This is a genomic window from Aquimarina sp. TRL1 (assembly GCF_013365535.1).
GTDB classification, from domain to species: domain Bacteria; phylum Bacteroidota; class Bacteroidia; order Flavobacteriales; family Flavobacteriaceae; genus Aquimarina; species Aquimarina hainanensis.
Genome location: NZ_CP053590.1, coordinates 5,131,101 through 5,143,697, shown reverse-complemented (window position 1 = coordinate 5,143,697; position 12,597 = coordinate 5,131,101). Strand labels below are relative to the sequence as shown.

The window sequence follows — 12,597 nt, the reverse complement described above, 5'->3', positions numbered from 1 at the left end:
ATAGAAATGATATCTCAAAGGCATTTAAATTCAGAAGAAATAATACACTTATTTTATTAGTAGTAAGACAGGGGATATTGATATAAAAGGGAGAAGATGTCATTTAAAAAATAAGCCACCGGATCTGTAACAAGGTAGGAAAACCAAAAGAATTGTTCTAGAGAGCACATTGGATATGCCGTGTTAATTATTGTTTTATTGAGTGTTCGTTGCTATTCTAAACCCTAAGTCTTCTATTTTAAAAGAGAAAGGATGGCTTCTTCTGCGAGTTGTAGCCATAACACTTCTCTCTTGATCACACCAGCCACCACCACGAAAGACACGATAGGTTCCGTAAACAGTCTCGTCGTATATGTCAGAACACCATTCCCAGACATTTCCTAACATATCATAAAGTCCCCATTTGTTTGGTTTCTTTAGGCCTACTTTTTGAGGCTGATTGTTGGAGTTTTCTTTAAACCAGGCGACTTTATCTAATTCATCATATCTGTTTTTCGGCGTTCCTGCTTGACAAGCGTATTGCCATTCAGCTTCTGTTGGTAGTCGAAATCCATTTGCTTCAGGGATCAAAGTGATATTTTCTGTCACGGATTCGATCGTATAGCATTTGTCCCTTCCCAAAGATTCCGATAACGTATTACAGAAATGAACAGCTTCTATCCAGGAAACTGTTTCTACAGGCAATGAATCTCCCATGAAGGTAGAAGGGTTTTTATTGGTAACAGCCTTGTAAATTTCTTGTGTAACCGGGAATTTACTAAGTTCAAAAGAAGGGATAGTAACAGACCAGGTTTTGTTTGTCCGGTCATCTCTCATATCTACAGTTCCTTTGGGAATGGTCACAAACAATTCATCGATCATTTTTTGATCTATTTTTTTCTGTACGGTTTTCATTTGTTTTTTTACTAATGGCTAATAGTTTTATGTGAAAATAACGGAGGGGACTATTCAATAACTGTTCAAGTTATATAGAGTTTTGTTCTGGTATATGTATCTTAGTAATCTAACTGAGTAATATTTATAAATATTGTGTATTCTATTTACATCACTAAAAATACACGATATTACAGTATACATGCTCTTTTATTGACATTGTCAAAGAATATAATCCCGCAAGGCTTGTCTTGAAATTGAAAAATTGTTTCTAACGAATGCCTTGCAGGCTTGCCCCGGGGTAATTTATTCTTTTTTTTGTTCCTGCTCAGTATAATGTTGGTTTCCTGTAACCATCTTGCTCTCGTCATGCATTGCATTGGACATTCCTAGCATACATGCAGTAAGTATTAATAGTATTTTTCTTTTTATCCATTGGATTATATACCCGGATTTTCCCAACCCAGGAGTATTTTGTTGTTTATACATCTTAGTAATAATAAATGAGTAGACATTTGTTTTACCATATTCGTGCAGTTATGCATAAATATGTTTAGAAAATCAGCTTCTTTTATAGGCTGTATAAACAGGGATGGTGATGATGGGTGGTAATGATTTTATTTAAAAAAACACATTGAGCTCTTACAGCGCTTATTTTTTGATATCGCTTACTCCATATATTAAGTGTAACCCGGATAAGTAGACTATATACATCTTTAAGTTTTAGGAATATAATACATAGTATTAACAATCGTTTTTCTATACGATGTAATCCAGTGTATACATACAATTCCGATTGGGCATGCCTATGACCTTTTCGGTTGTCGGTAAATAAGATTGGATAGTATGTGGGCGTAGTTTTTTGAGAAGATATAGAACATTCACCAACTGCTAATCCTAAAATTAGAAGAAGGGAAATCAGGTATTTTATATATTTTCTCAATGTATTTAGACCAATAATTAATTTGGAAGGAGGGGAATATACAAGGGTTTTGTACACCGGCTACCACAGATTTCAAAGGTACTACTTTTTACTTAATCAGAAGCAGGAACAATTTTTTGTAGGTTCAGAACACCTCAAACATGTACAAGAAGTATCAGTGTCAAATCAATTATTAAGGGAACTGATGAGGAGAATCAAATCGTTTAGTATTCCATACTATCTTCATGGATAAAATTATACGTGTTATCCATCAATTTTTTTAGATATTCTTCAAAACTGTCTGCTATGACCTTGAATTCATCCGGATCGTGTAAAAATCGTATAACCTGTCCTTTTTTCCCTTTTTCAGAAGGGCTAAAATCAATGAATAATTGAGAAGTCCCTCCATTATTCATACAATTAGAAAAATGAAGCCAGTTCATTTTATCAGCTTCATTAGTTATTTTTTCGTCGATAACAATCCCCTCGTATCTTTCTTCAATATAATCAGCATAATATTCTTGGGCTTGGTTCTTATTTTCTATTATTTCGTTGGATGATAACAGGTAATAAGGATATTCGTACACATCAGATCCCAACATAAAGAATGTAATCTCCGTTTCTCCATATGTTCTCCAATAAGTTCCATCTACATACTCAAGTAACCCGATCAAAGCATTAGAAATTTCAGGATACATTTGCCTTAACATTGCTACATTTTCTTGTGTTGCTCCGGATATCACTTTTTCAAAATGTTCCCAATCTTTTTGTCCTTTGTTGTCAAAATATGCGTTTTTAAGTCCTTTTATATAAGTTTTAACGATGGAATTCATTTGGCTGTTATAAATGGTTGTAAGTAATTTCGTTTTTTGTGTTTTTTAATTCTTTCAGTTTTCTCCTAATCAGTTTTCCCTCTTCGTAGCTAACATCTAACTTATTCAATTTAATGCAAGAGGAGTTTTTTTGATTAGTTATTTCCAAGGTAGATTTTATACCGTTATAATTAAATGATGCTGTTCCATTTAATTTTTGTTCTAAATAGATTTTATTACGGATTATTAGAATTAATCTTTTTTCTGTCAGAATTAAAAAATCATTTTTATTTCTCGTTAGGAGATAAAAAGCAGTGATAATAGAAATCCATTGACTAAAAAAGGCTTCCCAAAAAGATTGTTTAGATTCTTTTTTTAACAGAATAATTCCAGATTCATTTTTCAGAATAAGATTAATCTTTTCCTTAGTTATCTTACGCACAGTATGATCCGTTATCTTATTAATTATCTCACATTATTTCTATAGTAAGTGTATAAGTAAATATACATCATTTTTGCTTCTTTGGTAAATCAAAAATTATAGAAGTAACTGTGGTAGGTATTGGTTAATGTCATTTGTTTTAAGCTGTTTTTTTCTTTAAAAAGCTAAAAAAAAGAGACTTAAAACCATTTTTTTTAGTCCTAAATGACGATTAAAAAATCATGTTTTTATAAGTTTTTTCTTATGTTTTTATAAGGATACTGCAAGAGGTATTCCAAATGTATTGTTTTTCTGTTGTAATTTTTTGTTATATAGTTTATTGTGTTTATTGGGGAGATGCTTTTTTACTTAAAAAGGAAGATCTTTTGGTTAGGGAGATCAAGTGTTATAAGGAAATAAAACAGGGTTCTTTTTGTATAACAAATAGTTAGATCCTGGAAGGGGATAAGGGCAATAGCCTGGAATCTTCCAAAGCAGCAGTTCTGTGACCGGCATATTGAAGGTAATCTTCACTTTGTGCAAATTTCATAAAAACTTCTACAGAGACATGTGCGACTAATAATACCGCGTCCCATTGTTCTCCTTCTGGCCCGATCAGGTATTCTTTTCCGGTTCCGGAAAAAAGAATTCTGCTTCCTGCTTGTTCGAGTAGAGGGGCAGTATGTTTCATATATAGTGCATAAGCAGCAGCTCCCGTAATCGTTTCTGCAGGGCGAAGTGCCGGGAGAGCGCTATAATCGGCAGTAACCTTAAATTTTAATAGGTTGAGCATTACAATTTCTCCTTTTTTATGAAAATCGAGATAAAATTGTTTGCCTGTTTCAGGCGTAGCGTGAAGGTAGTTTTTCATAAGAAAATATTTTTCCTATAAAAATAGGAAATCGTAACTGGTTTTTATAGTAACTACGGGAATTGTACTGTAGAAGAATAGCATCAACAAATAATGGCGATTTGAAAAAAAAATCAGCTGAAGGTTTACATTCAGACAGTTATCTTCCGGACAGTTTTAAAAGATGAGTACAACTCCTTATTGCGCTGCAGTAGTAAAGTCAATCAAAAGAGGGCGTAATGGAATATCGTTCTCCGTTCTAAAATTATTTGATACCAAAAATTGATAACGTTTATTAGGAACTAAGGAAACCTTGATACGCCATTGAGTGCGATCTTCTGACCATACCCGATCCTTAATATGGATGGTCGGAAAGGCTTCTTTCCCCAGATCGCCATAATCAATTCCGGTATTATACCCGTTCAGAGGTTCTGAAAATTCGAATGTAATTTCCGTAAGTTTAGGATTTACATTAGTACTCCCATTTTCGAATTGTTTAATTGCGACAATTGTAGGGCGTTTTTTTTCAAAATCAGTATATAATGTTTCCAAAGATTTAGAAAAATAGTTAGTAGCCTTTACATAAGTTTCAATCGCTTTTTCATTGGTATAATCCAATTCAATCAGTTGTTTGATTGCTTCTTTTTTATTCGGAGCGGCATTATAGAAATTCTCTGCCATTTGATAGCCAACATAATACCCCATATCGCGTATGCCGAATGCATTCGGTGCATTGCTGTATAGCCACTTACGTTCATTGTTTGGATAAAACATTTCTTGTTCGAATATTGCCCGTACCTTTTCTGGATTGCGCTTACCATATGCCACAGCAGGAGTAGAGGAAGGTGTGTTGAGCGCTAATGTAGATACGAATTCTGCAACTCCTTCATAGATTACCTTAGAGAGGATATTGTGTACTATTGGTTTTTGCTGTGTATGTACATATTCATGCACATTCAATAAGACAATATCATTTATTGGTTCTGAGTCAAAGAATGTACGTAGCGCGTTACCTTGTCGCTCAGGAAACTCTGTAGTTACCGTATTTTTATCGGTCATTGCCATTTCACTGCCGATCAGAACTAAGCTATCGAGCGTAGTTCCTCCTGTTCTAAAAACTCCCATGGTAAAATAAATTGTAGCTGGTTTGATTTCCGGGTACAATTCAGCTAATTTTTCTATTCCTTTTTCAAAAGCCGCTTCATAACTCCCGGCTTTTAATGTGTTTTTCCGAATGGATGTCCAGAACTTCGGGTATTGATTGATGGCATCGATATAGTCTTTAGGAGTATAGTTTCTGGCTTGTCTGATTGCATCTAACCCGGGACTTCCTTTTTGTAGATATAGACTGTCCAGATACTGATACTGCATGACAGTATCTTTTGTGGTTATAATTTGGTCATAGGCTTCCCAAAAATGAGTGATATCGGTCGTCACAATTTTTTTTGAAGAAGAATGCTTAGATTGGCAATTAGCCATTAGGAATGCAAGTATTAATACGGGAACTACCTTGGTCATTTGTTGTTTTTTAGAAACTATATAGAGTTGGTGTCTTCGCAAAGAAAAATGTTACAAAATGGTATTTGTTTTTCTATCCTCTGTTTTGTATAAATGATTGATAAACAATCAGTAGTTCTAAAAAGAATGATCAGATTATTCCGTAAAAAAAGGGACTTGCCTTATCTACAAGCCCCCTCTTCCGTTTTAAAAAAACTAATCAACTATTTCTTAAGGTATGTTTCTTATAAAGAAACCGTAGCAGTAGTGGTTATATTAGTAATGGTGTTGACTCTTTTATCATTTTCAAAAGAAATGATTGCTGCTACGGTTCCGTTTTCCTGGTATGTTTTCCATGTTCCCTCACGTTTTCCCGCGATAAAATCTCCTTCTATCTTTACTTTTCCATTATCATAAAAAGCTTTCCATCTCCCATCTTCCAGCCCGTTTTTATAAGACTCTATGCGTATCAGTATTCCCGCTTTATTGTATACATACCAGTTTCCTTCTTCTTTATTATTTATAAAAGCCCCTTCTTTTTTTAATTGTCCGTTATCGTGATATAATTTCCAGTTCCCTTCTAACTTCCCATTAACCGTTTGTCTTATTTCTTTAACGGTTCCATTGTTATAGTATCTGGTATTAGGAGTATCAACAGCTATTTGATCCATCTTTTTATCGAATTTTATAGAAGCTTGTGATTGTTGTGCTAGTATAGCACTTCCTGCCGTTTGAACTAAGACGATGATAATGGTGATAATATGTTTCATGGTTGTACTGTTATTAATTGTTGACACTGCAAAGATTCTACTTTTTTAAGGTGTGTACTATACCGTTATAAGTGAAAATGCATACCCTGTTTTCAGGGTGTGTTTTTGTAAGTTGTTGTTTTTTAGTGTTTTTGTGAAAAGGTGTGGAGAAAATAACGATTCGAAATGTTTTCTTCTTTTAAACAATATAGATGGGTCAGGAAAAAAATATGACTTGGAAGTGATTTAGACTTTTTTGATTTAAGTGAAAAATAGTGGTTTTGTGTTCAGATAAAGTAATTTTTTAGTTGCATAGCAGAGCTACGGAAGTCAAAAATTGCGAAATATGAGCGCAAAAAGATATTTTTTTAACAAATTGAAAAAAGTTTAAATCACTTCTTGGTATAAAAAATTAAAAGCAAGACGTTTTGCCTTGCTTTTTAATTTCGTGGATAGTACGTTAATAGCTTCCTGATTAGGTATAGCTAAAAACGCTTATAGCAGTATCGTATCAGCAAAGTATATGTTATGGAGCTGGAGATTGAGAAGCTGCCTGCATAGAAGAAAGTACCTCTTCGGTCACATCTTTTCCTCCACGTATATTTGTATACAGGGAGCTGATGGTATAAATAGGTCCCCATGGAATTCCCCACCATCCGATAAAAAAGCTAAGAAGAGTCCACCCAATACTATACTTTATAGTAGATTCTCCTTTCTTGATAAAATAGATGGCAGTATTTTTTCGAAAAGTCATTAGAATAATAGAAATACAATATTGAAATACGATAAAACGGGCGCCGTTGACGAGCTCTTGATTGATTTGATCTGTTGTTAATCCTTCGATGTTTTTTATTTGTGCCATATCTAAGAGGGTTTAGCAGGAATTAACTTCCTATTTGAAAAAGAATATCTAAGTGTATTTGTGTATTTCCTTTTTGGAGGGTATCAAGACTTTCGGTACCTCCAATAGCGAGTGCAGGAACGAAATGAAAACTCTCATTGCCGGAGAGTTCTCCATACCGTTTTATTGCAGCAGTAAACAACTCTTTCCGAAGTACTGAATCGATAAACTCTTTATCACAGACGATATGATTAAAGAAGCCTGTCAAGCTCCAGCAACAATTGGTAATGTCGCGATAGTGAGGAGTAATCATGCAGACATCTTCTTCCTCATTCCCTAGTTGTCGGTAATAGAATAAATCGCCAAAACCATTGATGGCAATAGGCGTATAAGTAGCGACTTCTTTTCCTAACCAGGTCCATAGTGTATCATTAAAGTCATCGGGATTGACAATCTCCAGAATTCCGTGATTGTATTTTCCAAATCCGTAGTGTTCCCATAATGCGAGTAGAGCAGCCGGGACTTTTTGCTCGTATTTTTTTAGAATTTCCGGACTGGCTTTTTGAGTATGTGTAGCGGTATACTCCTGTAGAAAAGGAGCGAGTTCTGTAAGTTGCATTGAATATTGTTTAAAAAGTTAATCAAGTGTACTGATCATATTATAACTACTGCTGGAAGTTGTTTTTTGCTGACGGGCAATGCGAATTTCATTTTTGATCCGGTCGTCTTTAAACGTTATTTTCCTGTCCAGATACCCTTCTTTCGTATAAACAGCCCATTCTCCCTGCCGTTTTCCTTGAGAAAAAGAACCGATAACCCGCAACGTTCCATTTGGATAAAAAGCTTTCCATTCACCTTCTTCCACTCCGTTTATATATCGTTCGATATAGGCGAGTGAACCATCTTCTTTATAGCGTTTCCAGATGCCATTTGCTTTATTGTTTTTAAATCTCCCTTCCTTCTTTAGCTTCCCGGAACTATAGTAGAACTTCCAGGAACCATCTAATTTTCCATGAAGAACTTCTCTTTCTTCTTTTAGGGTACCGTTTTTATAATAGAATTTTTTGAGAACCCGCTTTTGCTCCTCATTATTGAGGGAAATATGTGTTCTAGTACTTTGCGAACTGTTTTTCTGTACTTCTTGCGCATTAGCTTGAATGACAAGAAATAAATGCATAAGGATAATAACGCTTTTGATGAGCTTTTTCATAGTGTTATGAATATCATAATTGTACAAGGCAAAGATGCTGTGCTTATCAAGGGTATGAAATACCTCAAATAGGGAAAATCAATACCCTGTTTTCAGGTATGTGATGTGGGAGTATATAGAAAAAAATACAGTGATTTCTCTTGAAAAATAAAAAGGAATGCATATAAAATGAGAAATAACAGAAGAAATTAAAAGGGGGATTTACCCCGAATATACAAAGCCGTTTTCCTATGATTTCTTAGTGATTTGACTTGTGTTTTTTATTAGGAAGCACTGTAATTTTACATCAGTTATATCAGTAGTCTCTCTGAGGGGATTAAGAAAAATAACATTTTTATTTTCAGAGACGGGGGAAAGTCAAACATAGGTAGGGGTACAGTTTGTTTTAATTCGGAAACTGAGACACAAAAAACAGGTTATCACAGAAAACAAACTCAGGGAGAAACTGATATATAAACCCAGATATAACATCAGGGGGTTAATAAAGGAATTGGGGGATTTCTTTTTAGTAGGATGCGATATACGACCCCATGGTATAATGCCTACACATAAAAACCCGATAAGGAAGTACGATTCCCGTTCCATTCTGATTACCACTACTGAGCATACATACAGCTCAGGAAAGAAGATATACTAATAAACGAAACAATCAGCTATGATTTTTGAGGTACTACAAATCATCAGAGAAGAGGTCAATAACTTTTTTAATGCGACGATAGAAGAAGAGCCGGTATTTCTGGATAATATAGCTTTTATAGATACAGATGTTTCCGAATCTTCGGAAACCAATAATATCGTATTAACACTACTGCATTTAGAAGAAGAGGCAACTTTAAAAAACGTTCGAAATTACCGTATAGAAGGAACAAAAGTAGCTTATAAAAATAATAAAGTATACCTGAACTTGTATATCCTCTTTGCGGCAAATCGAACAGGGTATAAAGAGTCCTTAAAAAGCATTTCAAAAATTGTAGCATTTTTCCAGTCCAAACGGGTATTTACACAGGCGAACACAAGCTTTGACAGAGCACTGGAAGGAATGGATAAAATTAAAAATTTCAAATTTTTAATCGAACTATATACCCCCTCATTCGAAGAGATGAATTTCATCTGGGGTACGTTGGGAGGAAAACAATATCCATCTGTTATTTATAAAGTAAGCGTATTAGAGATAGAACGGGATATACTACAAGCAGAAGGAAGTGTCATCACAGAAATCAATGGGAGTTTAAATCAATTATAATGGCTTTTAAAACTGTTTATAAATCATTGGCTAAGATAGAAGTATACCACTCGTACTTCTTAGACGATGGAGCACAATCGTTTACATCGATGAATGCAGCGACCAAGGAACTGCAATTGCTCACTTATGATGTATCAGAGTACCTGGATATCGTTCCCACTTTTGCTACGGCAAAAGAAATGATAAACCACAAACTGGTTTTTAGAAAAGGAACGGACCATTTTAGTATACTCAATAAGGTGACCGAATCCGGAAATGATGTGATATCCGATATCTTTTTAGCAGAAGAGCTGACCTTGAGCTTTTATATCTATCACAAGGATTATCGGTTCTATAATTACTCTTCCATTCCCAAAGAATACGGACGTTTGTATCATTTTTCGAATACCAAACCAGCAGCTGTGTCAGGGAGCTATACCTATATGGAAACTGCTGCTTCCGCTGGATTAATTACTACTGCCAGCCGTTTATCAGAAGCAGCAACACGAGGGGTATGGTATGCAATAGAGCAAGAAAACAAACGACAAGACCCACAGATCAGATTGGATAAAATATTTGATGTAGAGGGAGACGAACTAGAAAGTACCGAAGGACAGTTAATTCTGAATCAGGCGGTGATCAAAGAACAAAGCAGAGGACTCATAGGAATTATCCAACTTCGTATGAAAGGAGATGGGGGAAGAGATACTGTAGCTATAGATACCTCAGATCCTGAAAATCCAGTAAGCCTGCACCTGGACCCCATTCCTGTATTCCGAATTCATTTTGACAACAGAAAAACAATCTGGAGATATATAAAACGAGCAGAGAATAACTTCCTGGAAACACAATCAGTAAAACCTCTGACTAAAAATGGGTTTATCGAGATAGATCCGGATGTTGATTTTGCAGCTCCTTTACCCGTAGATATCAATACATACCTGTTTCCTAATCCAAGAGCAGATACCATCCGGACAGTGACAGATCAGGACACGAATACTACAACTACATATTCTGAAATATACATTTAAAAAAAAACACAAAAAATCATGGCAAGTACATACAATACACCAGGGGTTTATATAGAGGAAATCGTAAAATTTCCCCCTTCGGTAGCACAAGTAGAAACAGCAATTCCAGCCTTTATCGGATATACAGAGAAAGCAACCGCTAAAATTAATGGAGATTTAAAAGGGCTCCCTACCCGTATCACTTCGATGTTGGAATACGAAACATATTTTGGCGGAGCCAAAGCAGAGACCACAATAAAAGTAGCCATCACTGATGAAAAGATTGATGGAGATATACAACGAACAATTGTAGTGGATCAACCCTCAGAAAAACAACCATTTTTGATGTATTATTCCATGCAGATGTATTTTGCTAATGGAGGAGGTCCCTGTTATATTGTTTCCGTAGGACGATATGGAGATAAGTTGGATGAAGAAGATACAGAGGTAACAATGATTACCAATACCACAGCACTTCTCACGGGATTAACAGCACTAAAAAAAGTAGATGAACCTACGTTAATTCTCTTTCCAGACGCAACCAGGGTAAGTGGTATTGATGCAGCTACTTTTTATGGTTTGTATAACAAGGCATTAGAACAATGTAAGGAATTACAGGATCGGTTTACCATTATTGATACTTTGGGATATGATGAGATCCCGACAGATACTTATGTTTCGGATCTTAGAGGAAATATAAGTGCCAATAAGGATGAAATTAAGTACGGAGGGGTATACTATCCTTACCTGGACACAATATTGGATTATAAGATTGACGAAAATCGCATTGTCATTCATCATAAAAACGAAGAGGAACCAGAAGCACAAGAGGTCATTACATCGAATCTGAATACAATGGATGTAGCTGCGGCAGTAACTGCTATTGCCAATGAAATAGGAGATTTTGATACTACTTTTGAAGGGAGTCTGATAGCCGTATTGCAGTTTTTATACGATGCGACTAATGGGTTTAATATGGGTGCTTCAGGAGCAGGAACTGATGTCAAAAATTATGCAGCTCCAAGACCGTTAACCCTGCATAGCTTATTAGAGACGTTGCAAGCTGATCTGGAACATCTTATTCAATTAAAAGAAAATACGAATGTAGAAGCCAATGCGGCAATTTCTGCTTTATCTGATGAAATCCCGGTGATTGATGTCAGTCCAATAGAAACTGCATTGACAAATTTCAATGATCTTTTTGAAGGAGATGGAAAAATAGAAGTACTCTATAAAGCATTAAAAAAATTAACAGCCAATCTCAAAAAGAATATAGACGAGGGTAATGAAACCAAAGTGAATAACTTGATAGATTCCAATACCTCCAATGTATTAAAAGAAATCGAAACCCTGATTACCGTAGCCGATATCGATAACCCGGCAGATACAGATACCACATTATTCGATAGCGTAGCAGCTAATTGGGAAACATTAAAAGATGCGATTATAGATAATAACCCGGATGATGGTACTCCGGAAGATATCTCTCAAGATACCAATAATGGAGCTCTGCATGGAAGAAGTCTGGCATCTATAGAACAATTGGATAATGTGACCTATAATAAAATTTTGGTAGAAATAGGAAAACTTCCAATGGAACTACCTCCTAGTAGTACGATGGCAGGGATCTATGCCAAAGTAGATAATGATAGAGGCGTATGGAAAGCACCTGCGAATGTGAGTCTGAATTATGTAACCAAGCCTTCTGTAAAACTAACAAATAAAGAACAAGATCTGCTGAATGTAGATGTACAGTCGGGAAAATCAATAAATGCAATCAGAACCTTCACCGGAAAAGGCGTATTGGTATGGGGAGCAAGAACATTGGCAGGAAATGATAAAGAATGGCGTTATATCCCGGTGAGACGCTTTTTTAATATGGCAGAAGAATCCATCAAAAAAGCCACAGAACAATTTGTGTTTGAACCTAATGATATGAACACCTGGGTTCGGGTAAAAGCGATGATCAATAACTTTCTGACATTGCAATGGAGAGCAGGAGCTCTGGCAGGTCCCACCCCGGATAAAGCATTTTATGTCAATGTAGGTCTGGGAGAAACAATGACAGCTGATGATGTATTAGACGGGAAGATGATTATCGAAATCGGAATGGCTGTCGTAAGACCAGCAGAATTTATCATCCTTAAGTTCTCTCATAAAATGCAGGAAGCATAATTGATTAAACAAATT

At 35.5% G+C, this 12,597-nt stretch carries 13 protein-coding genes; 3 read left to right on the top strand and 10 right to left on the bottom strand.

The genetic code is table 11. The features are described 5' to 3' along the window. Nucleotides 1–195: 195 nt before the first annotated feature. The 10 genes from HN014_RS21220 to HN014_RS21175 all read right to left on the bottom strand — a co-directional run bounded on the left by HN014_RS21220 (nucleotide 196) and on the right by HN014_RS21175 (nucleotide 8,175). A complete protein-coding gene (locus tag HN014_RS21220) occupies nucleotides 196–894 on the bottom strand; it encodes an SUMF1/EgtB/PvdO family nonheme iron enzyme (protein ID WP_176030830.1) in 699 nt (232 codons plus the stop codon). Nucleotides 895–1,179: 285 nt separating this feature from the next. Beyond that, the gene (locus HN014_RS21215) at nucleotides 1,180–1,362 is read right to left on the bottom strand and encodes a hypothetical protein (RefSeq protein ID WP_176030829.1); all 183 of its coding nucleotides are present in this window, start codon (nucleotides 1,360–1,362) and stop codon (nucleotides 1,180–1,182) included. 657 nt (nucleotides 1,363–2,019) lie between these two features. Then, complete coding sequence (locus HN014_RS21210; protein ID WP_176030828.1) at nucleotides 2,020–2,628, bottom strand: SMI1/KNR4 family protein; 609 nt, start codon at nucleotides 2,626–2,628, stop codon at nucleotides 2,020–2,022. A gap of 7 nt (nucleotides 2,629–2,635) precedes the next feature. Further along, entirely contained in the window at nucleotides 2,636–3,049 is a 414-nt protein-coding gene (locus HN014_RS21205; RefSeq protein WP_176030827.1) for a hypothetical protein, read from the bottom strand. 427 nt (nucleotides 3,050–3,476) lie between these two features. Then, nucleotides 3,477–3,899 carry a DUF1330 domain-containing protein gene (locus tag HN014_RS21200; RefSeq protein ID WP_176030826.1) on the bottom strand — a complete coding sequence of 141 codons (423 nt, stop codon included), beginning with the start codon at nucleotides 3,897–3,899 and terminating at the stop codon, nucleotides 3,477–3,479. 177 nt (nucleotides 3,900–4,076) lie between these two features. Further along, nucleotides 4,077–5,396 (bottom strand): hypothetical protein, encoded by a 1,320-nt coding sequence (locus HN014_RS21195; protein ID WP_176030825.1) that lies wholly within the window; start codon nucleotides 5,394–5,396, stop codon nucleotides 4,077–4,079. A 224-nt stretch (nucleotides 5,397–5,620) separates the two neighbouring features. After that, nucleotides 5,621–6,145, bottom strand: coding sequence for a toxin-antitoxin system YwqK family antitoxin (locus HN014_RS21190; RefSeq protein WP_176030824.1), 525 nt, complete (start codon nucleotides 6,143–6,145; stop codon nucleotides 5,621–5,623). A gap of 505 nt (nucleotides 6,146–6,650) precedes the next feature. Continuing rightward, nucleotides 6,651–6,986: a hypothetical protein gene (locus HN014_RS21185; protein WP_176030823.1), complete on the bottom strand. Its 336-nt coding sequence runs from the start codon at nucleotides 6,984–6,986 to the stop codon at nucleotides 6,651–6,653. A 22-nt stretch (nucleotides 6,987–7,008) separates the two neighbouring features. Continuing rightward, the gene (locus HN014_RS21180; protein ID WP_176030822.1) at nucleotides 7,009–7,584 is read right to left on the bottom strand and encodes a T6SS immunity protein Tdi1 domain-containing protein; all 576 of its coding nucleotides are present in this window, start codon (nucleotides 7,582–7,584) and stop codon (nucleotides 7,009–7,011) included. An 18-nt stretch (nucleotides 7,585–7,602) separates the two neighbouring features. Beyond that, entirely contained in the window at nucleotides 7,603–8,175 is a 573-nt protein-coding gene (locus HN014_RS21175; protein WP_176030821.1) for a toxin-antitoxin system YwqK family antitoxin, read from the bottom strand. Nucleotides 8,176–8,830: 655 nt separating this feature from the next. Here HN014_RS21175 and HN014_RS21170 point away from each other — a divergent pair. The 3 genes from HN014_RS21170 to HN014_RS21160 are packed head-to-tail and all read left to right on the top strand — an operon-like array spanning nucleotide 8,831 to nucleotide 12,582. After that, on the top strand, nucleotides 8,831–9,418 hold the full coding sequence (locus tag HN014_RS21170; protein ID WP_176030820.1) for a DUF4255 domain-containing protein: 588 nt from the start codon (nucleotides 8,831–8,833) through the stop codon (nucleotides 9,416–9,418). After that, a complete protein-coding gene (locus tag HN014_RS21165) occupies nucleotides 9,418–10,428 on the top strand; it encodes a hypothetical protein (protein ID WP_176030819.1) in 1,011 nt (336 codons plus the stop codon). The genes HN014_RS21170 and HN014_RS21165 overlap by 1 nt, the downstream gene beginning before the upstream one ends. Before the next feature lie 18 nt (nucleotides 10,429–10,446). Continuing rightward, nucleotides 10,447–12,582, top strand: a complete 2,136-nt coding sequence (locus HN014_RS21160; protein ID WP_176030818.1) for a phage tail sheath C-terminal domain-containing protein — start codon at nucleotides 10,447–10,449, stop codon at nucleotides 12,580–12,582. The last annotated feature ends 15 nt before the right edge of the window (nucleotides 12,583–12,597 follow it).

What these genes read in the sequence shown, in the direction of transcription:
- HN014_RS21200 (WP_176030826.1), bottom strand. Translation starts at nt 3,899, where the DNA reads ATGAAAAACTACCTTCACGCTACGCCTGAAACAGGCAAACAATTTTAT.
- HN014_RS21210 (WP_176030828.1), bottom strand. Translation starts at nt 2,628, where the DNA reads ATGAATTCCATCGTTAAAACTTATATAAAAGGACTTAAAAACGCATAT.
- HN014_RS21165 (WP_176030819.1), top strand. Translation starts at nt 9,418, where the DNA reads ATGGCTTTTAAAACTGTTTATAAATCATTGGCTAAGATAGAAGTATAC.
- HN014_RS21190 (WP_176030824.1), bottom strand. Translation starts at nt 6,145, where the DNA reads ATGAAACATATTATCACCATTATCATCGTCTTAGTTCAAACGGCAGGA.
- HN014_RS21195 (WP_176030825.1), bottom strand. Translation starts at nt 5,396, where the DNA reads ATGACCAAGGTAGTTCCCGTATTAATACTTGCATTCCTAATGGCTAAT.
- HN014_RS21215 (WP_176030829.1), bottom strand. Translation starts at nt 1,362, where the DNA reads ATGTATAAACAACAAAATACTCCTGGGTTGGGAAAATCCGGGTATATA.
- HN014_RS21185 (WP_176030823.1), bottom strand. Translation starts at nt 6,986, where the DNA reads ATGGCACAAATAAAAAACATCGAAGGATTAACAACAGATCAAATCAAT.
- HN014_RS21220 (WP_176030830.1), bottom strand. Translation starts at nt 894, where the DNA reads ATGAAAACCGTACAGAAAAAAATAGATCAAAAAATGATCGATGAATTG.
- HN014_RS21180 (WP_176030822.1), bottom strand. Translation starts at nt 7,584, where the DNA reads ATGCAACTTACAGAACTCGCTCCTTTTCTACAGGAGTATACCGCTACA.
- HN014_RS21160 (WP_176030818.1), top strand. Translation starts at nt 10,447, where the DNA reads ATGGCAAGTACATACAATACACCAGGGGTTTATATAGAGGAAATCGTA.
- HN014_RS21170 (WP_176030820.1), top strand. Translation starts at nt 8,831, where the DNA reads ATGATTTTTGAGGTACTACAAATCATCAGAGAAGAGGTCAATAACTTT.
- HN014_RS21175 (WP_176030821.1), bottom strand. Translation starts at nt 8,175, where the DNA reads ATGAAAAAGCTCATCAAAAGCGTTATTATCCTTATGCATTTATTTCTT.